20 protein-coding genes are annotated in these 23,551 nt (G+C 66.1%); 7 read left to right on the forward strand and 13 right to left on the reverse strand.

Annotated elements, in window-relative coordinates; all coding sequences use genetic code 11:
- Window positions 1-45: 45 nt before the first annotated feature.
- Window positions 46-1,761 (reverse strand): beta strand repeat-containing protein, encoded by a 1,716-nt coding sequence (locus IB274_RS29675; RefSeq protein ID WP_225614868.1) that lies wholly within the window; start codon window positions 1,759-1,761, stop codon window positions 46-48.
- 20 nt (window positions 1,762-1,781) lie between these two features.
- The gene (locus IB274_RS15115; RefSeq protein WP_192432744.1) at window positions 1,782-1,949 is read right to left on the reverse strand and encodes a hypothetical protein; all 168 of its coding nucleotides are present in this window, start codon (window positions 1,947-1,949) and stop codon (window positions 1,782-1,784) included.
- Between the two features lie 635 nt (window positions 1,950-2,584).
- Here IB274_RS15115 and IB274_RS15120 point away from each other — a divergent pair.
- Both IB274_RS15120 and IB274_RS15125 read left to right on the forward strand, forming a co-directional pair.
- Window positions 2,585-3,574, forward strand: coding sequence for a D-2-hydroxyacid dehydrogenase family protein (locus IB274_RS15120; RefSeq protein WP_192432745.1), 990 nt, complete (start codon window positions 2,585-2,587; stop codon window positions 3,572-3,574).
- Window positions 3,575-3,756: 182 nt separating this feature from the next.
- On the forward strand, window positions 3,757-4,641 hold the full coding sequence (locus IB274_RS15125; RefSeq protein ID WP_192432746.1) for a DMT family transporter: 885 nt from the start codon (window positions 3,757-3,759) through the stop codon (window positions 4,639-4,641).
- Here the strand turns inward: IB274_RS15125 and IB274_RS15130 are convergent.
- The 3 genes from IB274_RS15130 to IB274_RS15140 form a co-directional block, all read right to left on the reverse strand.
- Complete coding sequence (locus IB274_RS15130) at window positions 4,634-5,971, reverse strand: MFS transporter (RefSeq protein WP_192432747.1); 1,338 nt, start codon at window positions 5,969-5,971, stop codon at window positions 4,634-4,636. The two genes, IB274_RS15125 and IB274_RS15130, sit on opposite strands and share 8 nt — an antisense overlap.
- A gap of 181 nt (window positions 5,972-6,152) precedes the next feature.
- Window positions 6,153-7,232, reverse strand: coding sequence for a C45 family autoproteolytic acyltransferase/hydolase (locus tag IB274_RS15135; RefSeq protein WP_192432748.1), 1,080 nt, complete (start codon window positions 7,230-7,232; stop codon window positions 6,153-6,155).
- A 60-nt stretch (window positions 7,233-7,292) separates the two neighbouring features.
- Window positions 7,293-9,029, reverse strand: a complete 1,737-nt coding sequence (locus IB274_RS15140) for an amidohydrolase (RefSeq protein ID WP_192432749.1) — start codon at window positions 9,027-9,029, stop codon at window positions 7,293-7,295.
- Between the two features lie 106 nt (window positions 9,030-9,135).
- Between IB274_RS15140 and IB274_RS15145 the strand changes: the two genes are divergently transcribed.
- Entirely contained in the window at window positions 9,136-10,050 is a 915-nt protein-coding gene (locus IB274_RS15145; RefSeq protein WP_192432750.1) for a LysR family transcriptional regulator, read from the forward strand.
- A gap of 124 nt (window positions 10,051-10,174) precedes the next feature.
- Here IB274_RS15145 and IB274_RS15150 read toward each other — a convergent pair whose 3' ends face one another.
- Both IB274_RS15150 and IB274_RS15155 read right to left on the reverse strand, forming a co-directional pair.
- On the reverse strand, window positions 10,175-11,647 hold the full coding sequence (locus IB274_RS15150; RefSeq protein WP_192432751.1) for an aldehyde dehydrogenase family protein: 1,473 nt from the start codon (window positions 11,645-11,647) through the stop codon (window positions 10,175-10,177).
- Between the two features lie 398 nt (window positions 11,648-12,045).
- Window positions 12,046-12,783: a nuclear transport factor 2 family protein gene (locus tag IB274_RS15155; RefSeq protein WP_225614875.1), complete on the reverse strand. Its 738-nt coding sequence runs from the start codon at window positions 12,781-12,783 to the stop codon at window positions 12,046-12,048.
- A gap of 240 nt (window positions 12,784-13,023) precedes the next feature.
- Between IB274_RS15155 and IB274_RS15160 the strand changes: the two genes are divergently transcribed.
- From IB274_RS15160 to IB274_RS15170, 3 genes are all read left to right on the forward strand, one after another.
- On the forward strand, window positions 13,024-14,409 hold the full coding sequence (locus IB274_RS15160) for an NAD(P)/FAD-dependent oxidoreductase (RefSeq protein WP_192432753.1): 1,386 nt from the start codon (window positions 13,024-13,026) through the stop codon (window positions 14,407-14,409).
- A gap of 11 nt (window positions 14,410-14,420) precedes the next feature.
- Window positions 14,421-14,780, forward strand: coding sequence for a cupin domain-containing protein (locus IB274_RS15165; protein ID WP_192432754.1), 360 nt, complete (start codon window positions 14,421-14,423; stop codon window positions 14,778-14,780).
- Between the two features lie 289 nt (window positions 14,781-15,069).
- A complete protein-coding gene (locus tag IB274_RS15170; RefSeq protein ID WP_192432755.1) occupies window positions 15,070-15,894 on the forward strand; it encodes a lytic transglycosylase domain-containing protein in 825 nt (274 codons plus the stop codon).
- A gap of 150 nt (window positions 15,895-16,044) precedes the next feature.
- Here IB274_RS15170 and IB274_RS15175 read toward each other — a convergent pair whose 3' ends face one another.
- From IB274_RS15175 to IB274_RS15200, 6 genes are all read right to left on the reverse strand, one after another.
- Complete coding sequence (locus tag IB274_RS15175) at window positions 16,045-17,139, reverse strand: hypothetical protein (RefSeq protein WP_192432756.1); 1,095 nt, start codon at window positions 17,137-17,139, stop codon at window positions 16,045-16,047.
- Window positions 17,140-17,314: 175 nt separating this feature from the next.
- On the reverse strand, window positions 17,315-18,466 hold the full coding sequence (locus tag IB274_RS15180; RefSeq protein ID WP_192432757.1) for a M24 family metallopeptidase: 1,152 nt from the start codon (window positions 18,464-18,466) through the stop codon (window positions 17,315-17,317).
- An 85-nt stretch (window positions 18,467-18,551) separates the two neighbouring features.
- Complete coding sequence (locus tag IB274_RS15185) at window positions 18,552-19,394, reverse strand: ABC transporter permease (RefSeq protein WP_318652878.1); 843 nt, start codon at window positions 19,392-19,394, stop codon at window positions 18,552-18,554.
- On the reverse strand, window positions 19,391-20,242 hold the full coding sequence (locus IB274_RS15190) for an ABC transporter permease (protein WP_192432758.1): 852 nt from the start codon (window positions 20,240-20,242) through the stop codon (window positions 19,391-19,393). Before IB274_RS15190 ends, IB274_RS15185 begins: the two co-directional genes overlap by 4 nt.
- A 1-nt stretch (window position 20,243) precedes the next feature.
- Window positions 20,244-21,377, reverse strand: coding sequence for an ABC transporter substrate-binding protein (locus IB274_RS15195; RefSeq protein WP_192432759.1), 1,134 nt, complete (start codon window positions 21,375-21,377; stop codon window positions 20,244-20,246).
- Window positions 21,378-21,416: 39 nt separating this feature from the next.
- The gene (locus tag IB274_RS15200; protein ID WP_192432760.1) at window positions 21,417-22,496 is read right to left on the reverse strand and encodes an ABC transporter ATP-binding protein; all 1,080 of its coding nucleotides are present in this window, start codon (window positions 22,494-22,496) and stop codon (window positions 21,417-21,419) included.
- A 131-nt stretch (window positions 22,497-22,627) separates the two neighbouring features.
- On the opposite strand from IB274_RS15200, the gene IB274_RS15205 reads away from it, so the two are divergent.
- Window positions 22,628-23,521: a LysR substrate-binding domain-containing protein gene (locus IB274_RS15205; protein WP_192432761.1), complete on the forward strand. Its 894-nt coding sequence runs from the start codon at window positions 22,628-22,630 to the stop codon at window positions 23,519-23,521.
- Window positions 23,522-23,551: the final 30 nt, after the last annotated feature.

A 23,551-nucleotide genomic window follows, 5' to 3' on the forward strand; every position in this document is an offset into this window, starting at 1 on the left:
TGCACCGGAGGCCTGCGCCAGGATCCCCTGGCTGTTAGTATCGCCCTAGGTAGTGATCGCCCCGCGGTTGATGATCGTCTGGTTGGCCGTCACAGTCAGGGCGCGGATTCCGCGCTGCCGGTTGCCTCTGGCGACCAGCTCGCCACTGTTGTCGATCGTCGCGCCGCCTGCGCCCGTACCGGACTTGTAGGTGGTATTGGCGAGGATTGCCGCACCGGTACCATTCACATCAATGCGCGGGCCCGTGTAGGTGATGCTGACGTCCTGTCCTCCGGTCTCGGCGCGTAATCCGTAGGCATCGATCCCCGTCCCTTCCCCACCAGCGCCTTCGGAATGTGTGTTGATGGTCCCGCCGGAGCTAACCGTTGCCTTCCCTGCCAGCGAGGTTACGTAGATGCCGTGGGCTTGTGTGCTGAGGGTTTCCAGTTTGTTGCCGGTGTAGTTCACCGTCGCATCACCATCGGCTGAGTCGAGACGAATGGCGCTCGCTCCGGGTCCGCTCGTGACGATGTCCCCGCTGTAGTCCACCGTTCCGTTCTGCGCCGCGGTGATGATGATGCCATTGGCCCGCGTGGAATCCGGCCCGTTTCTGACGGTGATGTTGCCGCTGCCGGTCAGGCTGAAATTGCCCGTGCCGCGCTTGATCACGTAGATCCCGCGCGAACCCACCGGGTCGGTGGCATTGCCGACCACCAAGTCGCCATAGTTCTGGATGCTGATGTCCCCGGTCGCCCCGATGTTGTCGTTCACGTAGATAGCGTGGGCGTTATCACCAGTCGTCGTGATATCGCCGCTGTTGACGATATGAATGCTGCCGGTGGTGGAGATGGGGCGGATGCCGAAGCCGTTCTGTCCATCGGTGGTAATGCTGCCGGTGTTGGTGAGATTGGTCGTGCCCGTGCCGCCCTCGGTGAATATGCCGAAAGCGTTCAACCCCATGCCACGAATAGTCGCAGCGTTGCTCACTGTTGTGTTGCCGCTGATGGCTCGGGTATGCAGCCCCGCATGGTTGCCAGTGCCAGCTTGGGGATCGTTCTCGTCATCGATGTTCGGGTCGCCGCCGGACAAGGGATCGTTGTTATCGACCGTCAAACTTACCCCCGCACCCACTGTGGCGGTTACGTTCCCACCAAGGGCTCCCTTGAGCCAGATGTTGTTGCCGCCGTAAGTGAGGATGCTGCCAGTACCAGCATGCTGGAACACGATGTCTCCACCGCCAGAGGCATTCACGTCAATACCGTCGCGCTCCGTAACAACCGCGCGATTATTGATGTTCACCTCGGTACCGGCACCGACCAGCACTGTCGATGCTCCAGCGTTGGTATTGATGGCGGCTACAGCGTCCAGGCCGCTGCCTCCCGACTGGATGAGGTTGCTACCACTCTGGAAGTTGATGAGGGCTGCACCAGGCCCTGAGACGCCGCCCAGGATCTGAGCCTGTACGGCACTTACCGCGGTGGGCGGCGTGCTTTGCACTCTGGTGCTGTTGAGCAGGATGCTCGAGCTCGCGTTTGTGGATCGGACTAGCAGTGCGTTGCCTGCTGTCGTAGTCACCTGGGTGCCGGCCAGCGTCGTGATGTCGGCCGCGACTCCGCTCGCCGGAGTACAAGTCTGGGTTGTCGTATACGTGCCGCTTTGCTGCCCACAGACCGCATGGGCAGTCTCCGGCAGCATCACCAGGGCAAACGTGTTGGCTATGGCAACGCCCAGCGCGGATCTGGTTGAAGCGGGCTTGGAGCGCCGCGTGAATGGCGGGAGCATGGCGAACCTCCTTGTTGCAGTTACATCCGTGGCAGTTTCTTTGCCTCGGCGGCACGCCGTACTCCTTCCCTCGTCGTGAACTTCTGCCGGCTGACACTTGTATGCGAAATGTAGTTCATGGCGTCAAAATCGCTATCGATGAAGCGCAGATATTGGAGGCTCGAATTGCAGCGCACGACGACTGCCATGGCTCGGCACCTGCCCCTCCTCAGCGGCGGCAAGCGGCCAGAGGCAGAGACTCAGCAAGCGCCCTGACCACCTCTGGCCTCTGAAAATACTCAGTTGTCGTACCATTGAGGCGTCGAGTGCTCTTTACCCATGCCGACCAGAACGACTCTTCCAAGAGATAGTGGGCTCTGCCGAAAGGTACTGAGCGGCCACACTGAGATTCGTCGAAATGTACGCTATGAGCCGGCAGTTGCAGTCGACAAGCGACTGCGTTCCCTGTACGCCTGCACCACGATGCCGTTCAGTCCAGTAGAGCCGTTGTGCGCGGGACGTCGGGCAGACGGTTACGCTGGCCAATTCCAGTCCATGTTCCAGTGCCACAATGACTGCACATCACCGGTGCGGCTATCCACGAACAGCGATCTCGATTCGCTGATCGATCTGGAAGCAATCGCCCAGCAGGAACTGAGGCGCGGAGAGCTCATCACACAGGCGATCCCGGTCGGACAATGCTGGGGCGCAACGGTTGTGCAAGCCGCCGCACGCACTGGCCGTGCATAGCCCAGGTCTCCTGAAGTCCGCTATGGATCGAAAGCCCCCCGAAGATCGGATATCGTCCTCCGGTAATCCAAACGACCGCAGAGGCGGACTCCCCATGAACATCGTCATCCCCGATGACTACCAGAACGCGATCCGGACACTCGATTGCTACAGCCAGCTGGCCGGGCACAATGTGCGCGTGCTGCATGACCTGGGGCCCGCTTCGGCGGACGAGTTGGCAGCGCGCTTTGCCGATGCCGACGCGCTGGTGCTCACCCGCGAGCGCACCCGCATCAACGCTGCGCTGCTCGACAGGCTGCCCCGGCTCAAGCTGATCAGCCAGACCGGCAAGGTGTCCGGCCACCTCGACCTGGACGCCTGCACCGAGCGCGGCATCGTGGTGACCGAGGGCCGGGGCTCGCCCGTGGCGCCCGCCGAACTGGCCTGGGCACTTATTCTCACGGCACGCCGGCAACTCGTTCCTGCCATCGAAGCCTTCAAGGCCGGGCAATGGCAGGTCAACCTGGGCCACGCGCTGGCCGGGCAAACGCTGGGCATCTGGGGCTACGGCAAGATCGGCCAGCGCCTGGCGCGCTATGCCCAGGCGTTCGACATGCCGGTGCTGGTCTGGGGCAGCGACAACAGCCGGGCCGCCGCCATCGCCGACGGTCATCAGGCGGCAGCTTCGCGCGCGGCCCTCTTCGCCGAGGCGGATATCCTCAGCCTCAACCTGCGCCTGTCCGAAAGCACTCGCCATGGCGTCACCTTCGCGGACCTCGCGGGCATGAAGCCCAGCGCCCTGCTGGTGAACATCAGCCGCGCCGAGCTCATCGCCCCCGGCGCGCTGTTGCAGGCCCTGGACGCCGGTCGGCCAGGCTACGCGGCCGTGGACGTCTTCGAGCAGGAGCCGCTGCTCGCCGACGATAATGACCTGCTGAAGCATCCCCGCGCGCTCTGCACCCCGCACCTGGGGTACGTGGAGAAGAACGGCTACGAGCTGTACTTCGGCGATGCCTTCGACAACGTGGTGGCGTTCTTCGGCGGAGCACCGAAGAACGTGGCGAATCCGCAGGCCCTGGCGAACAGGCGGGCGGACAACTCCTAGCGAAGACTGTTTCGCCCGCGCACTGCAGTGCCAGGTAGCAATGCAGGCAGCTGAAAGGCGCCGCTGACAGATGGAAAAACGTCGGTGCGCCGCCTTCCCAAGCGCCACGGGCACCCGGCAAGATAGACGCATTCGCCGCCGATTTTCGGTGGCCCTCTTCTGCCTTGTGCCACCGGAGTCGAATGCAACCGCGCGACCTTGCCGCCTATCTGTTCCTTGCGATCGGCTGGGGGCTGTCCTTTCTCGTGCTGCTCAAGGCCATCGCCGGGTTCGGCTGGGTTGGCGCAGTCAGCTTCCGCGCGCTGATCGCCAGCTTCACGTTGTTCGCGGTGGCCAAACTATCCGGGCGCCGGCTGAATTTCGAAGGGCTGTGGAAGCCACTCTGCGTGGTCGGCGCCACCACGGTGGCCGGCCAACTGATCGGCATGACCTACGCCACCCCGCGCATCGGCACGGCCATGGCGGCGATCTTCGTCGCCGGCATTCCGCTGTTCTCCATGCTCATCGGCCGCCTCTGGGGCTTGGAGCGCATCACCTGGAGCGGCCTTGGCGGGCTGGTGCTGGGCTTCTGCGGGATGGTGCTGCTGGTGGGCTTTCCGGCGGTGCCGATCACCCACGAGTTCATCCTCGGCAGCGCGGCCTCGGTGTTCGGCGCGGTGTGCGCGGCCTTCGGCAGCAACTACGCGAGCCTCAAACTGCGCACCGCCGGCCCCTGGGAAGTGACCTGCGGCGCCTTCCTGATCGGCGGGCTGATAACCCTGCCGCTGTTGATCTGGGTGCCGGTGCCGGGCACGCCACAGCCCGTCGACTTCCTCTTCCTGCTGCTGTGCGGCTGCGTGCTCAGCGCAGTGAACTATGTCGTGTACTTCCAGCTCGTCGCGCGTATCGGCGCCACGAAAACCATCAGCGTGGAATTCGTCGTCACCGTGGTCGCCGTGCTGGTGGGTGCGCTGGTGCTGAGCGAAAGCCTGTCGCTGATGCAGGGCGTAGGCGCGCTGATCATCCTGCTCGGCTGCGCCCTGGTGCTCGGCCTCGTGCCGGGCACCAGGGCACGCGCGGTCAGTTGACCGCCTGCACCGGGACGGCGTCTGGCGCGGCGTCGTCGCGGTCGATCACTTCCATGGGCAGGCGCGAGGTTTCCCGCAGCAGCCAGGAGCACACCGCCACCAACAAGAGCGCCGCCGCGCCGTAGAGCGCCACGCCGAACGGGTTGCGCTCGGTGGCGATGAGAATGGCGGTGGCGATGCTCGACGCCGTGCCGCCGCCCAGTGCCGCGCCGATCTGGTAGCTGAACGAGATGCCCGAGTAGCGCATTTCCCGCGGGAACTGCTCGGCGAGGAAGGCCGGGATCGGCCCCTGGGTCGCGCCCATGAAGAAGCCCACGGCGACATAGGCCAGCAGCGCCAGCGGCAGGTTGTGCAGGCCGATCAGCGGGAAGAAGGCGAACAGCCCGAGCGCCATGATGGCCGCCCCGAAGATCATCACCACGCGCCGGCCGAAACGGTCCGACAGGTGCCCGAAGAACGGCGCGGAGGCGACGATGGCCACCGACAGCGAGAAGTCGAACAGCAAGGCATGGCTGCTGCTGTAGCCGATATCGGTCGCGTAGGCGAGGAAGAAGGTGCTGCCGATATAGGCAATGGTGACGTAGCCGAAGGCGATGCCGATGCACAGCAACAGCTCGCGCGGGCGACGGCGAAAGGCCTCCATCAGCGGCATGCGCGCCTCGGCTTGCGGCGCGACCTTGGGCTGCGGCGTAGTGTTCTGCAGGCGCGCATAGAGGCCAACCAGCACCAGCAGGCCGCCGAGCCAGAACGGGATGCGCCAGGCGATGCCGGAGAGGTCGTCGTCGAAGGCGAAGCTGACGATGGCGAACACCGCCGAACCGAAGATCCCGCCGATGCCGATGCCCATGCTCGTGAAGCTGCCCCACAGGCCACGGCGCCCCTTGGGCGCGACCTCGATGCCGAACAGCGCTGCCCCGCCCCACTCGCCGCCGGCGGCGAAACCCTGCACCAGGCGCAGCAGCACCAGCAGAACGGGCGCGGCCGCGCCGATGCTGGCGTGGGTCGGCAGGAAGCCGATCAGCAGGGTGCTCAGGCCCATCAGCACGAGGGTGGCGACCAGCGCCTTCTGCCGACCGTAGCGGTCCCCCAGGTGGCCGAACACAACGCCGCCCAGCGGGCGGGCGAAGAAGCCGGCGCCGAACGCCGCGAAGGCGACCAGCACGGCGGTCAGGCGATCCATGCCGGGGAAGAACAGCTGCGGGAAGATCAGTGCGGCGGCGTAGCCGTAGATGACGAAATCGTAGAACTCCAGCGCGGTGCCCATGCCGGAGACGCAGAAGGTGCGAAAGGCCGAGCGCGAGCCGGGAGCTGCGGGCGTGTGGTCGATCATGGCGGTTCACTCTTGTTTTTGTGGCAACACGAAACCCGCGCGGCGGCCGGCGGGCCGTCACGGGGCGTTGGTTTGGCAAGTGGTGATACGTAGGGCGCACAATCCAAAACGGGTTATCCGCCGGTAGCTCGGCGGCGGATAACGCTGGCGCGTTATGCGCCCTACGACGGGAGGAGGAGCGTCAGAACCGCAGGAACCCCTCATCCGCCAGCTTCTTCGGCGTGCCGGCCACGTACTCCAGCGCGCAGCCAGTGGTATCCAGGCCGATGCTCAGCAAGGTTTCCCAGCGTTCGGTGTCCGGTTCGGACATGTCCGGGTGGAAGCACACCACCGCCTGGTCGCCGTCTGCGCCGCAGAAGGCATCGGCGCACTCGCGCAGGGCCTTGCCAGTCATGCCGGCAGTGCCGGCCTTGAGGTGCTCCAGGCGCGCGTAGGTGGTGGACACGTCGGCCGTGCGCTCACCCCAGCTCAGTTCGCCGTCGAGGAAGTGGTTGGTGTGCAGCAGCCAGCCATCCTCGCGCGGCACCACCACGGCGGTGTGCGCCGGGCTCATCTCGATGCTGGCGGCACGGGCACGCACGTCATTGCGGGTGAAGACGGTCAGCACGGTGGACGCACTGACCCGCGCCGAGCGCGCCATGTCGATGGCTTCGGTAACGCTGGTGGCTTCTTCCAGCACGCGGCGGGCGATGGCATGCACCGGCACGCCGGCGCTGCCGTCGTCACTGGCGTGGTGCAGGATGTTGAAGTGCACGCCAAGCCCTGCGCTGTTCACGCCGATCTTGCCGAGCATGCCGAACTCGGTGAACAGCTTGGCGGTCAGGCCGGTGCTGCCGGTGAAGCCCAGCAGCAGGCCGTGGGGCACCAGGCTGTCGTGCCAGTCCCAGGTCTGCAGGCTGCGCGGAGCGGCCGCACCCGCCGGAGCGTAGACGGAGGTGGAGCATTCGCCTTCCACCGGTTGCTCGGGCATGACCGCGAGAACTTCGGTGCGCGCGTTCAGCGCCGCCAGCTGCCACAGCGGCAGGCCGACGCCCAGGGCCAGGCCTTCGACTTCCTTCGCCAGGGCCGGACACCAGTCGGCCAGCGCCGCGAGGCTGGCTTCGCCGATGGCGCGCGCCTTGTCGCTCTCCACGCCGACGCGCGGGAAGAAGTCTAGGTACAGCGCCACGGTCTGGCGGATCTGCTCGGCGAAGGTTTCGCCGATCTGCCGGCCACGCTGCAGCGGGTCGCGGATGTCGGTGGTGAAGGTGTGAAGAATCACGGCAAGGCTCCTGCAATTGCTTTTTGAACGAGGCCGGAGCGCCGGAGCGCTCCGGGTGAATCAGAGTTTATCGCTTGGTCGACTATAGACTTCGCGGCCGGCGAACCAGGTCTTGAGAACCCGGGTATCACGCAGTGCTTCGGGCTTGACCGTGAACACGTCGCGGTCGAGCAGGATCAGGTCGGCCTGCTTGCCCGGCTTGAGCGAACCGATGCTCTGTTCCAGGCGCAGGGTGCGCGCGGCATTGAGGGTGTAGGCCTGGAACATGGTCTGCCGATCGATGTCCTCCGCGGCGTTGAGCACGCCCTTAGGGCCGACGCGCTGGATCGCCTGGTAGATGGCCTTCCACGGATCGGGCGTGGTGATTGGCCAGTCGCTGGCGCCGGAAAGGGTCGCGCCGTTCTTCAGCAGCGAGCGCGCCGGGTACATGTGCAGGAAGGCCATGGCACTGACGTAGGGCTTGACCAGGTCGACGCTGTTCTCGTCGGCCGCAGCCCAGTACAGCTGCATGGCGGCAATCACGTCGAGCGCCTTGAAGCGCGGGAAGTCCCTGGGGTTGACCATCTGCAGGTGGGTGATCGAATGCGGGATGCCGCTGTGGCGATCCTTGCGCGCCTGCTCGATGCCGTTGAGCGATTCGCGCACCGCACGGTCGCCGATGGCGTGGATGTGCACCAGCCAGCCGCGGGCGTCGGCGGCGCTGACCAGCTCGCCGAAATGCTTCGGGTCGATCAGCAGTTCGCCGTACTTCTTCGAGTTGCTGTAGGGCTCCAGCATCGCTGCGCTCTGCGCCGGCACTTCGGCCACGCCGTCGGCGAAGACCTTGATGCCCGGCAGGGTCAGGTTCTCCACGCCGATGAACTGCTGGCGCACCTTGTCCAGTTCGTCGAGGTCGGCAGGGGTCGCCTTGGAGTCGGCCATCAGCAGGGCCGCGACGTGAGCGGTCAGCCCGCCCTCTTCCGCCAGCATCTTGTAGGCGGGCAGCACGCCGACGGAATCGTTGTGGATGTCGCCGCCGGGGTTCTCGTTCGCCAGGGGCTCCATCCACGCGGTGATGCCCAGCTCGTGATAGTAGCTCTGCGCACCCTTCAGGGCCTTGAGCAGTTCGTCGTTGCTCGCCAGCGGCAGCAGCGCCTGCACCGGATAGAGGCCGGCATCCACCAGGAAGCCGTTAGGCTTGCCGTCGGCGTCATGGCCGATGGTGGCCTGCTCCTCGCCCTGCAGCGATTTGACCTTGGCGGCGTCGATCCCGGCGAGGTCGAGCATCGCCTGATTGGCCCAGCCGGTGTGGTAGTCGCCGCCGGCCAGGAGGATCGGCTGCTTCGCCCATTCTCCCTGGTTGAAGCGCTGCTGCAATTCGCCGAGCTCGTCCCAGTAAGCCGTGGGCACGCCACCGACATAGAGGAATCGCCCGCGCCGCGCACGGCCTTCGTCACGCCACTGGCGCAGCTTGCCCTCGAATTCGGCGAGGGGCAGGTCCTGGTTGTCCAGGTTGGCCTGGAGCATCTGCAGGCCGCCCTTGACTAGATGGGTGTGGGCGTCGATGAAACCGGGCATCAGCACCTGGCCGTGCAGGTCGATGACTTTCGTTGCCGGCTGCTGGAGCTTGAGGATCTGCGCGTCGGTGCCGACGGCGAGGATGCGACCGTTCTCCACCGCCACCGCCTGCTGCAGCGCCTGGCCGGGTTCGGCGGTGTAGATCTTGCCGCCGTGGAAGATGAGGTCGGTGGCGGCCATAGTTTCCATCGAGGAAAAAGCGCAAGCCGCCGACACCAGCGCCGGAATCAGTAGTTTCATCGCAGAGCCTTCGTTATTGTTGATCTGTGACGAAGGTTAAGCAAAAGCCACGGCGGCTTTAACACTGACTTCCCGCACAACTTCTGTTCCTGCCAGGAAGCAATCCATGGACAAGATGACCGCCCTCACCATGTTCGTCGCCACCGCCGACCACGGCGGGTTCAGCCGCGCCGCCGAACAACTGGGCAAGACGCCATCAGCGATCACCAAGGGCGTGGCGCAGTTGGAGGCCGACCTGGGCCAGCGCCTGTTCGAGCGCACCACAAGGCGCATGGCGCTGACCGAAGCCGGGCACATCTACCTGGAAGGCGCGCGCTCGGCGCTGATGCAACTGCAGCGCGCCAGCGAGGAAGTCGAGCAATTGCAGACCGAGCTGCGCGGCAGCCTGCGCATCGTCTCGCCACCCTCCTTCGCCCCGGCCTTTTTCAACGCGGTGTGCTGCCGCTTCCTCCGCGAGCACCCGCAGGTGCGCCTGGAGGTAGACCTGCTGGACGAGTTCGTCGACCTGGTGGAAGGCGGCTACGACATCGCCCTGCGCGACGGCCCCATCGACCTGCCGGACGTGATCGCCCAGCCGCTGCTCGAAAACCGCCTGATGCTCTGCGCCAGCCCCAAATACCTCGCGGAAAAGGGCCTGGACGTGATGCTGGAGAACTACGAGCAGCACGACTGGCTGATCTTCCGCCACCCGCTGCTGAACCGGAATTTCTGGTGGGTGCAGAGGGACGGCGAACGCATCCGCATCCGCCAGCCGGTGCCGCGCATCGCCAGCGACAACTACGACTTCCTGCTCTCGTGCCTGCTCGACGGCCAGGGGCTGCAGTTCCTCCCGCAATGGAGCGCACTGCCCTACCTGGAAAGCGGCGAACTGGTGGAACAGCTCCCCGACTGCTGGCGCGACCAGAGCGCGTTCGGTCCCTGGGTGCATGTGCTCTACCTGCCGCACCGGCGTAGCACGCGCAAGGTGCGGGTGTTCATCGACTACCTGCGCGAGCATTTGCAGGGGAAGGGGTTGGTCTGAGCCGGAGCGACGGCATTCCCCTGTAGGAGCGCGCCCTGCGCGCGATCGCGGGCATGGCGCGCTCCTACAAGGGAATGCCGGCGTAGGGCGAATAACCCGGAACGGGTTATTCGCCCCCCTCACATCACTTGATGTACCAACCCCACGGCTGGTCGCTGAGGTACTCGGTGACCTGCTTGGTCTCCAGGTAGTTGTCCAGCCCCCATACGCCCAGCTCACGGCCGATGCCGCTCTGCTTGTAGCCGCCCCAGGGCGCCTGGGTGAAGGTCGGCTGGGAGCAGTTGACCCAGACGATACCGGCGCGCAGGCCGCGGCTCACGCGCTGGCAACGCGACGGATCGGCAGACATCACCGCTGCCGCCAGGCCGAACTGGCTGTCGTTGGCCAGGCGCAGCGCCTCGGCTTCGTCCTTGAAACGACGCACGGCAAGCACTGGGCCGAAGATTTCCTCGCGCCACACAGCGCTCTCCAGCGGCGCGTCGATGAACACGGTCGGCTCGACGAACCAGCCTTTCTCTCGATGGGCCGGACGCTTGCCGCCAGTGACCAGCTTCGCCCCATCGCGCACACCGGCCTCGATGGCCTGCAACACCTTGGCGTGCTGGCCGGCGCTGACCAGCGGGCCGAGCAGCACGCCCGGCTCAAGGCCGTTGCCGATGGTGATGCGGCGGGTTTCTTCCACCAGGCGCTCGATCAGCCGGTCATGCAGCCCGTCCTGCACCAGCAGGCGCGACGTGGCGCTGCACACCTGGCCCTGGTTCCAGAAGATGCCGAACAGGATCCACTCCACGGCTGCCTCGACATCCGCGTCATCGAAGACGATGAACGCCGATTTGCCGCCCAGCTCCAGGCTGACGTTCTTGATGTCCTGGGCCGCCGCCTGCATGATCGCGCGCCCGGTCGGCACGCTGCCGGTGAAGGCCAGCTTGTCCACGCCCGGATGCGCCGAGAGCGGCGAACCGGCGTCACGGCCCAGGCCGGTGACCACGTTGAGCACGCCCTTGGGCAGGCCCACGGCATCGGCGGCTGCCGCCAGCTCCAGGGAAGTCAGCGGGGTCAGCTCCGAAGGCTTGAGCACGGCGGTACAACCGGCGGCCAGCGCCGGCGCGACCTTCCACGAAGCCATCAGCAGCGGGTAGTTCCAGGGGATGATCTGCCCCGCCACGCCGACCGGCTCGCGCAGCACGCGGCAGGCGAAACGCTCGTCGGGCAGCGCGACCACTTCGCCCTCGTCATTCAGCCCTTCGGCCAGCTCGGCGTAGTAGTCGAAACAGCCGATGGCGTCGTCGATATCCCACTGCGCCTCGGGCAGCGGCTTGCCGTTGTCCTGCACTTCCAGGCGGGCCAGGTCTTCGCGGCGGCCACGCAGGTTGTCGGCGATGGCGCGCAGGTAGCCGGCGCGTTCCTTGCCGCTGCTGCGACCCCACTCCCCCTCATCGAAAGCCCGACGCGCGGCCAGCACGGCGCGGTCCACGTCCTCGCCGGTGGCAGCGGCGACTACGGTCAGTATGGCTTCGCTGGAGGGTTCGTACACCTCGAAGCGGCCGCCTTGTGCGGGTGCCTGCCACTGGCCGTCGATATAGAGCTGGTCGCGCATGCGAAGGTCTCCTGAGCTTGTTTGAATGCTTGTCGGCCGAGCATAGGGAAATGGGCACGGGGTTGATAACGCGCGCGCCGTGCATGCGGGCACGCGCGGAACTCCTCGCTGGAGCAACTGGCCTCTCTGGAAAATTCGGCGTTGTGCTGCCCCTCACCCCAGCCCTCTCCCTCAGGGAGAGGGGGAAAATCATGCCGGCTGATAGCAAAGACTCCACCTGGCCGGTCGGTCCCCTCTCCCTTTGGAGCGGGGCGCGCAGCCAGGGCTAGGCCGAGGGCCGATCCGAGCGCAGAAGTTTCATGCAGGAGCGAGCTTGCTCGCGAACCGCCCGGCACTGGAGTCGCCGGAAACACGTTCGCGAGCAAGGACTAGGCGTCCCCCTCGGTCCTACGAAAACATCACGCCCGCTGCTGTTCCAGATAAGCCTTCGGCGACAACCCCGTCTCTTCGCGGAAGCAGCGGTAGAAGGTCGACAGCGAACGGAACCCCGCTGCCCGCGCCAGTTCATCAATGCGCGTGACGCTGGTGGCGCCGTCGAGCTGGCCGAGCAGGTGGCGCAGGCGCAGCTGGTTCAGGTACTGGTAGAAGCTCAGCCCCAGCACCTGGTTGAGGAAATAGGAAATCTGGTTCCGCGTGTAGCCGGTGGCCGCCGCGACCTGGGGCATGTCCAGGTCGGGGTTGAGGAAGGGCCGGGTCTGCTGAAAGTACTGCTGGATATCGCCGCCGAGCAGGCTCAATTGCCGCGCGGAAAGCCCCAGGCGGCTGTCGGCCATGCGTGGTTGCGGCTCGCTGGCGACTTTTTCCGGCTGGCCGACCAGCGCGGCGTGCTCGTTGACGCGGATGATCCGCCCGTCACGCACGGTGTAGGCCTCGGTGGCGCGGAAGGACACCAGCCCCTGGGTGCCACGCAGGGTCACCTGGTACTGCAGGAAGGCGGTGTCGCCGTCCACCCGCAGGCGGTCGGCGTAGACCTGCGACTCATCCCCTGCTGCGGGCATGCTGGTCTGCAGGTAATCGCGCAGTTCGTGCGGCGCGATCCGACGGCCTTGGAAGAAATCGTTGTACTCCACCTGCGGGTCGAACAGCGCCATCAGCGCCTCGATGTCACGACGACGCCAGGCCTGGTGATAATTCATGACCACCGCGTGGGTAACGGCGCTCGCCGGGTCGGGCTGGTAGGTCGTGTCTTCGAGCGTGGCGCTCCAGCCCTGTTGTTCACTCATCGCTTTCCCCTGCCGGTCTTGGCCGGCTTCTACTGCTCCGGGCGTGCCCGCAAAGAGCGGCTAGCCGTATGCCTGGGCACCCCGGAGCGATTACAAAACTCGGACACGGCCCGAAGACCACTTTTTCTTCCGACATTCTGCCGGAGTTTTCCGATGACATCCGCCCTTCTTGCGCACGCCACTCCCCGACCTTTCTGGCTCGACACTCTCGATCCCGCTCCCGCCGCACCGGCGCTGGAAGCGGATCGCCGCTTCGACCTGGTGGTGGTCGGCGGCGGCTTCACCGGTCTCTGGACCGCCCTGCACGCCCGCCTGCGCTGGCCCGGCGCGAGCATCGCGGTGGTCGAGGCGCGTCGCTGCGGTGGCGAGGCGAGCGGGCGCAACGGTGGCTTCTGCGCGCCGAGTATTTCCCACGGCGTAGGCAATGCCCTGCGCCGCTGGCCGGAAGAAGCCGAAACCCTGGTACGCCTGGGCCGTCAGAACCTCGACGAGTTCGAGGCGGACCTGAAGCGCTTCGGCATGAACGTGGAGTTCGAGCGTCGCGGCAAGCTCAGCGTCGCCATGCAGCCCTGGCAGGTCGAAGGCCTGCGCGGCATGCAGAGCAACTACCAGCGTTTCGGCATCGACTGCGAGTGGCTCGAAGGCGCGGAACTGGCGCAGAAACTCGACTCGCCGATGTACAAGGCCGGCGTTTTCGAACCCAACTACGCACTGCTCAACCCGGCGAAGATGGCCGCCGAGCTGCGCCGGGTATGCCTGGACCAAGGCATCGAGCTGTTCGAGAACACCCCGGTGCACGAGCTGCACCAGCGCGGCGACCGCCTGATGCTGCGCTGCGATCGTGGCGAGCTGGAGGCCGGTCAGATCGCCCTGGCCACCAACATCGCCCCGCCGCTGCTCGGCCACCTGAACTCCAGCGTGATCCCCGTGTACGACTACTCGCTGGTCACCCAGCCGCTCACCGAAGACCAGCTGAGCGCCATCGGCTGGGTCGACCGCTACGGCATCGCCGATGCCGGCAACCAGTTTCACTACCTGCGCAAGACCGCCGACAACCGCATCCTCTGGGCCGGCTTCGACGCCATCTATCACTTCGGCAGCCGCCGCGACGAGGCCCTGACCCAGCGCCCGGAAAGCTTCCAGCGCCTGGCCGAGCAGTTCCGCGAGGCCTTCCCGCAGCTCGGTCCGGTCGAGTTCAGCCATGCCTGGGGCGGCATTATCGACACCTCGGCGCGCACCACGCTGTTCACCGGCTGCGTGCTCGGCGGGCGCGTCGCCTATGCGCTGGGCTTCACCGGCCAGGGCGTGGCGGCCAGCCGCTTCGCTGCGCTGAACATGCTCGACCAACTGGGCGGCGAAAGCACTGAGCGCACCCAACTGCGCATGACCTCGCAGAAGCCCTTCCCCTTCCCGCCCGAGCCGCTGCGCTACCTCGGAGTACGCCTGGCCCAGCGCTCGCTGGCCAAGGAAGACCGCACCGGCCGCCGCGACCTGCTGCTCAAGACCTTCGATGCCTTCGGCGTCGGTTTCGATTCCTGATGGAGAACCTCATGTCCACCCTGCCCCGCCACGTCATCGACTTCGCCAACCCCGAACTCGCCCCGCAGGAGCGCGAGATCAACGATCCGGCGATCGTCGATGCGCCGTACCAGAGCCGCAGCTGGCGGCACTTCAGCGCTCCGGAAAAGAACGCCATTGCCGGCATCTGGGAAGCCGGCGTGCACCTGGAGCGCTGCGAGTGCGACTACGACGAGCTGTGCCACATCCTCGAAGGCACTGTGCGCCTGACCGACGCCGATGGCGTGGCGAAGACCTTCGGGCCGGGGGATTCCTTCGTGGTCGCGGCGGGTTTCAAGGGAACCTGGGAAAACCTCACGCCGGTGCGCAAGGTGTATTTCATTCTCGGTTGAGTTCGGCGTTGCAGGTGTTCGCGAGCAAGCTCGCTCCCACAAGGGGTGCCACACGCTCTGCGTAGGAGCGAGCTTGCTCGCGAATCTGCGGACCTGCACCCTGACCTGGAACGCCGGTAAGCCGTACGTCCCCCCAAGCTCCACAACCGCTTGAAAGGGCTATAACTAGCGAAACGAAACGGCAGGTCGCCCAGGATCAACCCTGTGACGACAGCCCCTGATGGCCCTTTCCCTTTACCCGGATCAGGCTTCCCCAGCCTGATCGGCGCCCGCGGCGCGGAGCGGTTTGATGAGTTCCAGAACCTGGCGATGGGCTCGCAGGAGCCTTCCTGGCTGCATCGGACTGGCACTGCTGGTCGCACCGCTTTACTCCAATGCCCTTTACCGTTGCCAGGCCCGGGACGGCACCGTCAGCCACAGCAGCCATGCCATCGCCGGTGCCCACTGCACGCTTCAGAACGGCAAGACAAGCCAGACCAGCAAGTCGGGCGCGACTGCCGGCGCCAGGTCGAAGGCCGCGCCAGCCTCCGAGCGCGGGGACAAGCCGGGCGCAGGGCGGGTTCGGGTGTACACCTTCGTCCACAAGGGTGTTCGGCAGTATGTGAGCCGCCGCCCGGTCGGGATCTCGGCGCGGGTCGATGTGATCGATGTGTATTACATCAAGGGCTGCTATTTGTGCATGGCACCGAAGGACTTCAACGTCGCCAATCTGCGCCTGGACACTCGCTCCTACCGACGGGAAATCGAGTCGGCCTCGACCCGTTACGGCGTCGACCAGGCATTGGTCCGCGCGGTGATCCATGCCGAATCGGCGTTCCAGCCCAATGCGATTTCCATCGCCGGCGCCCAGGGGCTGATGCAGTTGATGCCCGACACCGCCGAGCGCTTCAATGTCAGCAACCCCTTCGATGCGCGGCAGAACATTCGTGGCGGCGTGCGCTACCTGGCCTGGCTGCTCAAGCGTTTCAACGGCAATCAGCGGCTGGCGCTGGCGAGCTACAACGCCGGTGAAATGACCGTCGACAAGTACAACGGGATACCGCCCTACAGCGAGACGCAAACCTACGTCGCCCGCGTACAGTCGCTGACCGAGCGCTATCGCGATCATCGCTGAAGTTACTGGTGCGGCAAACCGCATTTGAAGGAACGTAGGGCGCATCACCTGGAACAGGTTATCCGCCGGGCCGTCCACGGCGGATAACGCTGGCGCGTCATGCGCCCTACGCAAGCGATGAATCCGGCACGAACGGATCGCGCCGCAGGCTCAGCCGAACTTCCACCCCGCCGTCGCCAGCCGCGTGTCCAGCGCGGCGAGATCGGCTTCCACTCGCGCCGCCGGTTCCGGCATGTAGGCCAGCGGATCAGGCAGCGTCGACGGCTGGCCGAGGAAGCCTTCCGTTGCGGCATGCAGGCAGTACGCGCTGTAGGCCGGGTTGTAGCCGCCTTCCTGCACTACCAGCAGGCGTCCCTGGCAGAGTTCGTCGGCCAGCGCGCGGGCGCGGCGGGCCAGGCGATTGAAGCCCTGCATGGTCACCAGCTGGCGGCCGTTAGGGTCGAACTGCGAGGCGTCCAGACCGTTGGCGATGACCAGCAGGTCCGGTTTGAAAGCCCGCAGCGCCGGCTCGACGAAGCGGCTGAAGACCATCTCGTAGAACTGGTCGCCCGAGCCCATGGGCAGCGGCAGGTTGAGGTTGCTGCCCAGTCCCGCGCCGTAGCCGCGCTCGTCGGCCGCACCACTCTGCGGGTGGCTCGGCCCCCAGGCGCCGTGGTCCATGTGCAGGGACACGGTGAATACCGAAGGATCGTCGTAGAAACCTTCCTGGGTGCCGTTGCCGTGGTGCACGTCCCAGTCGACGATGGCCACCCGCTCCAGCCCCGCCGCCTGCGCGGCGCGCGCGGCAACCCCGACGTTGTTGAAGAAGCAGTAGCCGTCGGCCATGGCCGGCGCGGCGTGGTGGCCCGGCGGGCGTACCAGGGCCATGGCCGGGTTGCCGGTCGCCAGCACGCTTTCCAGTGCCAGCAGGCTGGTGCCGGCGGCGGCCAGCAGGCCGGCGAGACTGCCGGCAGACATCAGCGTCGTGCTGCTGAAGCGCTTGCCCTGGGCGTCCGCCGCGAAGATGCCGCGCAGGTAGTCGGCATCGTGGAAGCGCAGCAGTTCTTCTTCGCTGGCATGGCGACCTTCGTGCCACCGCAGCGAAGAGGCAACCGGCCCGCGCTGGAGGATGGCGCGCATGTTGAGCAGCCGGGGATTGCTCTCCGGGTGCAGCAGCTGCTCGGCCAACAGGTCGCTGGGCGGCGCCTCGAACACACCAGCGGCGGTGTCGTGGCGCAGCACGTCGTCGTGCCAGAAAATATCCATCGTGTGACTCATCGGAAACCCTCGGACTTCATCACTGTGCCCGCAGGCGCAGACACGCTTCAATCAGGTTCATACGGGTTTGCATTCAGCTGGAGAACCAGGCGGGCGGCCGAAGACAGTGCTTTAGCACGGCAAGGCCGCCCAACGACGTTATACGGCTGAAGGCGAGCCCGTATCAGTCGATGATGGTGAGTTCCGGCGGTATCTCCGACAGGCTCGCCGAGCCCTTCTCACCACACAGCACGGTGTCGCCGAGCTTGATGCCGAAGCCTTCGCTGTACAAGGACAGGTTGGGCTCGATGGAGAACGACATGTTCGGCTGGAACACGTGGTCGTCGGCCTCGTCCACCATCATCGCTTCCAGCCAGGTCGGCGGGTAGGCCAGGCCGAGGCTGTAGCCGATGCGGTGGACGCGGGTGCGCGAGAGGTCGATGCGGTCGAGGATCTGGTTGCACACGCGGTTGGCCTCGCCCACCGGGGTGCCCGGCTTGGCGATGTCGATGGCCGCGTTGAAGGCCTCGGTGAGCAGGGTCGCCACTTCCTTCACCCGCGGACTGGGTTTGCCGATCACCGCGGTGCGCATGAGGATCGCGTGGTAGCGGTTGCACACGCCGGCGTGCTCGAGGATCACCACGTCGCCGTGGCTGATGGTCTGGCGGTGCGGCATGGCGTGGGTCATGGTGCTGCGGCGGCCGGTGGCGCACATCGGGCTGATCGCCGAGTACTCGCTGCCGGCGCGGCCCAGGGCGTTGGCGACGATGCCGGCCACTTCCACTTCCGAGATGCCCGGACGCAGCGCTTCGAAGGCGGCCAGCATGCCCTGGTCGGCCATGCGCGCGGCGCTGCGCTGGTACTCGATTTCCTCGGCGGTCTTGATCAGGCGGTTCTCGGCGACCAGCGGGCCGGCGTCCTCGAAACGCGCTTCGGGCATATAGCCCAGCAGCGCGTTGTACTGCGCCGGGGAGAAGGTCGAGGCGGTCATTTCCAGGCCGATGCGCGCCTGGGACAGGCCGGCCTGGGCGAGCACGTCGGCGACGATTTTCAGCGGGTCCTGTTTGGCGATGTCGTAGAAGATCGCCTCGTTGATGCACGACAGCTCCCAGGTGCAGGGCTCTTCGCTGGTGCGGGTGAGGAACACCGGCTCGGCCAGCTTCGGCGAGATGATCAGCGCCTGGTACCAGAGGAAGCCCAGGCTGTCGAAGCCGGTCAGGTAGTTGATGTTGTCCGGGTAGTTGACCACCAGGGCATCCAGGCCACGATCGGCCATGCGCCGTTTGACGGCTTCGACGCGTTGACGGTAGGTGCGCGCGGGAAAAGCGGTAAGCATGGGGGTTCCCTCCTCAGGGACAAGGTGCAAGCGACAGGCAGATTGGCTGGTCGCCAGCGTGGCGACCGGATGTAAATCAGGGCGATCAGGAAGGCGGTCGATGCCGTTCGAGGTACATGCGCAGCAGCATCACCGCCAGGGTGAGGGCGATCATCAGGGTGGACACGGCAGCGATCGCCGGGTCGAGGTTGTAGCGCAGGCCGTCCCAGATGCGCTTGGGCAGCGTCACCACGTTCAGGCCGCTGGTGAACAGGGTCACCACCACTTCTTCCCAGCTCATCACGAAGCCCATGAAGAAGCCGCCGAGGATGCCGCCGCGCACGTTGGGCAACAGCACGTGCCTGAGCGTCGGCCAGAGCCCCGCGCCGAGCGAGCGCGAGGCCTTGTACAGGCTCTGGTCGAGCCGCGCGTAGGCCACCAGCATGGCGATCACCGAGTACGGCAGCGCCATCAGCAGGTGGCCGAAGCCGACGCCCAGCAGGTTGTCGAGAATGCCCAGGCGCGCGTCGAGGTAGTAGATCGACATGGCCGAGACCACCTGCGGGACGATCATCGGAAGCAGCACGATCAGTGTCAGCACAGTGCGGAAGCGCCGCTGCAGCCAGATGCCGGTGGCGAACAGGAAGGCCAGCGCGGTGGACAGCGCTCCGACCACCAGCGCCAGGCCCAGGCTCTGCAGGATTGACACCAGCCACGCGCCATCGAACAACGTCGCGTAGTGGCGCAGCGACCAGCCGCCCTCCGGGAAGGCCAGGTAACGCTGGTTGCCGAACGACAGTGGCACGATCACCAGGATCGGCAGCAGCAGGAACAGTGCGGACAGCACCAGCGCGGCCCAGGATAGCCAGCGCCCCAGCGGCGGACGCGGCAGTTGCGACTTTTTCACGCCCTTGGGCATGGCGGAGAGATAGGTTCCCTGCGGGGTCACAGCTCATTCCTCCCGAGCAGGCGGCGGTAGCCGATGAGTTGTCCGAACAGCAGTGCGCAGCCCACCACCAGCAGCATCAGCACGATGCTCAGCGCCGCGCCCAGCCCCCAGTTGGACAGCTGGAACATCTGCACGTAGATGTACTCGGCGAGCATCGCGGCCTTGCCGCCGCCCAGCAGCGCCGGGGTGACGAAGCAGCCGAGGCTGAACACGAAGACGATGGCGGACGCGGCGACCACGCCCGGTAGGGTCAGCGGGATGAAGATGTCCTTGAGCGTCTGCCAGTGGCTCGCACCCAGGCTGCTGGAAGCGCGCAGCAGGCTGTCGTCCACCTGCTTCAGCGAAGACAGCAGCGGCAGCACCGCGTAAGGCACCATGAAGTGCACCATGCCGATCAGCGCGCCCAGTTCGTTGCGCACCAGCGGCGGCGGCGCGTCGAGCCAGCCGGTGGCCATCAGCCCCTGGCTGACCAGTCCACCATTGCGCAGCAGCACCAGCCAGGCGAAGGCACGGATCAGCATCGACAGCCAGAACGGCAGCAGCACGAACAGCTCGATCAGCTGCCGGCCGCGCGGCGTCGCGAAGCGCCAGCGGTAGGCGATCAGGTAGGCGATGGCGACGCTGATCGCGGTGGTCAGCAGGCAGATGCGCAGGGTGCGCCAGATCACCGCCTGCAGGTTGGCGTTGTCGGCGATGGCCGCGTAGTTCTGCGTGCCCCACTCCGGCAGGCTGAAGCTCCAGCCCAGCACGCCGAGGGTCGGCAGCAGGTAGCCGACCACGACGAGCACAGGCAGGGGCAGGATCAGCAGGCCGTAGACCGGCAGCACGCCCGGTGCGAAACGTCGCATCTCAGCCACCGATCAGCGCGAGGTAGCGCTCCAGGGTTTCACCGTAGTGTTCGGCGTGCCACTTGTTGTTCAGCGACACCTGCTTCTTCAGGTTGTCCGGCGCAGTGGGGTTGATCGCCTGCAGCTGGGCGCTGAGCAGGTCGTTGGCCTTCAGGTTCACCGGGCCCATGTTGTAGACCTCCATGAGCTTGGCCTGCACCTCCGGGCGCAGCGCGTAGGCGATGAAGTCCATGGCCGCCTTGGCGCCGGCCGGGTTGCCCTTGGGCACCATCCACACCGAGGGCGAGACGATGCCGCCGTCGAAGCTCCAGTCGATCTTGCCGGCGGTGTCGTTCTTCACCAGCTCCGCGCGGGTGTGCCACATCTGCGCCATGCTCACCTCGCCGTCGCGGATCAGCTGCTGCGACTCGGCGCCGGTGGACCAGTGGGTGGCGATGTGCGGCAGTAACTCTTCAATCTTGCGCAGGGCGCGGTCGACATCCAGTGGGTAGAGCTGTTCGGGCGGCACGCCGTCGGCCAGCAACGCGCATTCGAGGTTGGCGCTCATCCACTTGTAGAGGGTGCGCTTGCCCGGGTACTTCTTCACGTCCCAGAAGTCGGCCCAGGACTTTGGCGGGTTCTTGCCGAACTGCTCGTGGTCGTAGCCGATCACGTAGCTGTAGGTGTAGTTGGCGAGACCGAAGTCATGCACGTCGCCGTAGCCGATCAGCGACTTGTTGACGATGCCGTAGTCGATGGGAGTGAGGAACTTGTCCTTGCCCAGCCGGTAGGACGAATACATCTCGCCATCGCACACGTCCCAGCGCACCGCGCCGCTGCTCACCTGGGTCTTCAGCGCGCCCTCGGTGGGGCCGCTGCCGTCGACCTTCAGGGTCAGCCCGGAAGCCTGGTCGAAGCCGCCGAAGCTCTTCTCGAAGGCCGGCACCGCATCACCGCCCCAGTTGGCCAGCACCAGGTTGCCGCCGGCTGCGAAGGCCCGGCCGCCGGCGCCGAACGGCAGCGCACTGGCGGCGGCGAGCAGCAGGAGGCTGCGGTTGAAATCGCGGCGGCTGATGCCGGCGCGCTCGCCCTTCTGGGCGGCGATTTCGATGGCGTCTTCGATGAAGCCTTGGCCTGCTTTTACAGAGTCGCTCATGTGATTGCTCCCCGATCGTTTGTTTTCGTTATGGGTTAGTCAGGCGGACAACAGGTGGCAGTGCTGCGGCGACCAGCTGCACCAGTAGCGCTGGCCGCTGCGCAGGCTGCCCAGCAGCGGGTGCGACACCGGCAGGCGCAGGTCGAGGCGATCGCCCTGCTCCAGGGTCAGTTCGAGATTGACGTGGGCACCCTGGTAGGTCGCGGGGCCTGCGGTGGCGCAGAGGCCGTTGTCGCGGCCGGCGTCCTGCAGCGGGCGCAGGTCGATGTGTTCCGGGCGCACCGCCAGCCAGCTCTTGCCGCCCTGGCCGGCATTGGGCGTATTGGCCACGCGCAGGTGCTGGCCCCGGAAATCGCAGAGCGTGGCCTCGGCTTCGCGACCGACCACGCCGACCTCCAGCAGGTTGGTGTCGCCGAGGAAGTTGGCGACGAAACGGCTGGCCGGGCGCTCGTAGACCTCGCGCGGGGTGCCGACCTGTTCCAGGCGGCCCTTGTTGAACACGGCGATACGGTCGGACAACGCCAGGGCTTCTTCCTGGTCGTGGGTAACGAAGACGAAGGTGGTGCCGAAGTCCTTGTGCATGCGCGCCAGCTCGCCCTGCATCTCCTGGCGCAGGCGGCGATCGAGGGCAGACAGCGGCTCGTCGAGCAGCAGCAATTTCGGCTTGAACACCAGCGCGCGGGCCAGCGCCACGCGCTGTTGCTGGCCGCCGGACAGCTGGCTGATGCCGCGCTCGCCCATGCCGGCGAGGCCGACGCGCTCCAGCACCTCGGTGACCCGGCGCTCGATCTCCGCGCCCGGCACCTTGCGGATGCGCAGCGGGTAGGCGACGTTCTGCGCCACGCTCATGTGCGGGAAGAGCGCGTAGCCCTGGAACACCACGCCGAACTCGCGCTGGTCCGGCGACAGGTGGGTGATGTCGCGGCCGTCCTGCTCGATGCGCCCTTCGCTGGGTTCGACGAAGCCGGCGAGCATCATCAGCGTGGTGCTTTTACCGGAGCCAGACGGCCCCAGCAGCGTGAGGAATTCGCCCTGGCGGATGCTCAGGCTGAGGTCGCTCAGGACCTGCAGGTTGCCGTAGCGCTTGCCCAGGCCGAGCAAGTCGACGAAATGCTGCATGGCGGATCTCCAGCCGTTTTTTCTTGTTGATCGGTGTTGGCGTGGGCTCATCTTCTGTGCAAATTTAACTAACGACAATTCAATAGATTTCCACCTGAATCGTTAGTCAAATTCACCAAAGAAGGTCCTTCATGCGTCAGAACAGTGCGCTTCGCATGCCCTCGCTCATCGCTCTGCGCGCTTTCGAGGCGCTGGTTCGCCAGGGCAGCATCAGCCGCGCGGCGCTGGAGCTGCACGTCACCCACGGGGCGGTCAGCCACCAGGTGAAGAAGCTGGAGGAGGAACTGGGCATGGCGCTGGTGGAGCGCCAGGGAAAGGGCGTGAAGCTGACCCCGGCCGGGCGCCAGCTGAGCCAACAGATCAGCAGTGCCTTCGACCAGTTGCGCGACATCCGCCGCGCCCTGCCCACCGAGGAGCCCGCCGGCGAACTGCGCATCGCCTGCGCTCCGGCGCTATTGGCACGGGTGTCATCGCTGCTGGAGAAATTCCTGCGCAACTATCAGGAAGTCGCCCTGCACCTGCTGCCAATGAGCAGCGACCTGGGCCAGGTAGACATGGTGATTTCCTTCGGCGAGACGCACATCGAAGGCCAGCGCTTCGCCGCGCTGGGCGATATCCGCTACTTCCCGGTGTGCAGCCCGCGCCTGCTCAACACCCAGGAACACCTGCGCAAACCCCGCGACCTGGCGCGCCAGGTACTGCTGCACGAGGACGACGGCTTCGACTGGAGCCGTTACTTTCTTGCCGCCGGAGTGCCCGGCCTGCAGGCACGGCAGAACGTCTTCCTGCCCGACGCCTACCTGACCATCCGCGCCGCCCTGGCCGGCGGCGGCGTGACCATCAGCGACCACATCCTGGCTGGCGAAGAGTTGCACCAGGGACGGTTGGTACGCCTGTTCGACATCGACTTCCCGGCGCCTCACCCCTACTTCCTGATCATCCCACCCCACGGCAACCAGGCCCTGGCGCGGGAGTTCGCCGACTGGCTGCTGCATGAGCTGGAGGCGATTCCCGCGTTTGATTGAAGTCGGGAGTCTTCTGCGCTCTGGACGCTA

The organism is Pseudomonas sp. PDM18 (assembly GCF_014852585.1).
GTDB lineage: Bacteria > Pseudomonadota > Gammaproteobacteria > Pseudomonadales > Pseudomonadaceae > Pseudomonas.

Bases quoted from the DNA above. Each gene is read 5' to 3' on its own strand.
- IB274_RS15150 (WP_192432751.1), bottom strand. From the start codon at position 11,647: ATGCGCGACCAGCTCTATATCGACGGCCAGTGGCAGGCACCCGCACAA.
- IB274_RS15160 (WP_192432753.1), top strand. From the start codon at position 13,024: ATGACATCCGCCCTTCTTGCGCACGCCACTCCCCGACCTTTCTGGCTC.
- IB274_RS15175 (WP_192432756.1), bottom strand. From the start codon at position 17,139: ATGGATATTTTCTGGCACGACGACGTGCTGCGCCACGACACCGCCGCT.
- IB274_RS15195 (WP_192432759.1), bottom strand. From the start codon at position 21,377: ATGAGCGACTCTGTAAAAGCAGGCCAAGGCTTCATCGAAGACGCCATC.
- IB274_RS15115 (WP_192432744.1), bottom strand. From the start codon at position 1,949: ATGGCAGTCGTCGTGCGCTGCAATTCGAGCCTCCAATATCTGCGCTTC.
- IB274_RS15120 (WP_192432745.1), top strand. From the start codon at position 2,585: ATGAACATCGTCATCCCCGATGACTACCAGAACGCGATCCGGACACTC.
- IB274_RS15190 (WP_192432758.1), bottom strand. From the start codon at position 20,242: ATGCGACGTTTCGCACCGGGCGTGCTGCCGGTCTACGGCCTGCTGATC.
- IB274_RS29675 (WP_225614868.1), bottom strand. From the start codon at position 1,761: ATGCTCCCGCCATTCACGCGGCGCTCCAAGCCCGCTTCAACCAGATCC.
- IB274_RS15180 (WP_192432757.1), bottom strand. From the start codon at position 18,466: ATGCTTACCGCTTTTCCCGCGCGCACCTACCGTCAACGCGTCGAAGCC.
- IB274_RS15145 (WP_192432750.1), top strand. From the start codon at position 9,136: ATGGACAAGATGACCGCCCTCACCATGTTCGTCGCCACCGCCGACCAC.
- IB274_RS15200 (WP_192432760.1), bottom strand. From the start codon at position 22,496: ATGCAGCATTTCGTCGACTTGCTCGGCCTGGGCAAGCGCTACGGCAAC.
- IB274_RS15155 (WP_225614875.1), bottom strand. From the start codon at position 12,783: ATGAATTATCACCAGGCCTGGCGTCGTCGTGACATCGAGGCGCTGATG.
- IB274_RS15125 (WP_192432746.1), top strand. From the start codon at position 3,757: ATGCAACCGCGCGACCTTGCCGCCTATCTGTTCCTTGCGATCGGCTGG.
- IB274_RS15140 (WP_192432749.1), bottom strand. From the start codon at position 9,029: ATGAAACTACTGATTCCGGCGCTGGTGTCGGCGGCTTGCGCTTTTTCC.
- IB274_RS15205 (WP_192432761.1), top strand. From the start codon at position 22,628: ATGCGTCAGAACAGTGCGCTTCGCATGCCCTCGCTCATCGCTCTGCGC.
- IB274_RS15165 (WP_192432754.1), top strand. From the start codon at position 14,421: ATGTCCACCCTGCCCCGCCACGTCATCGACTTCGCCAACCCCGAACTC.
- IB274_RS15170 (WP_192432755.1), top strand. From the start codon at position 15,070: ATGAGTTCCAGAACCTGGCGATGGGCTCGCAGGAGCCTTCCTGGCTGC.
- IB274_RS15130 (WP_192432747.1), bottom strand. From the start codon at position 5,971: ATGATCGACCACACGCCCGCAGCTCCCGGCTCGCGCTCGGCCTTTCGC.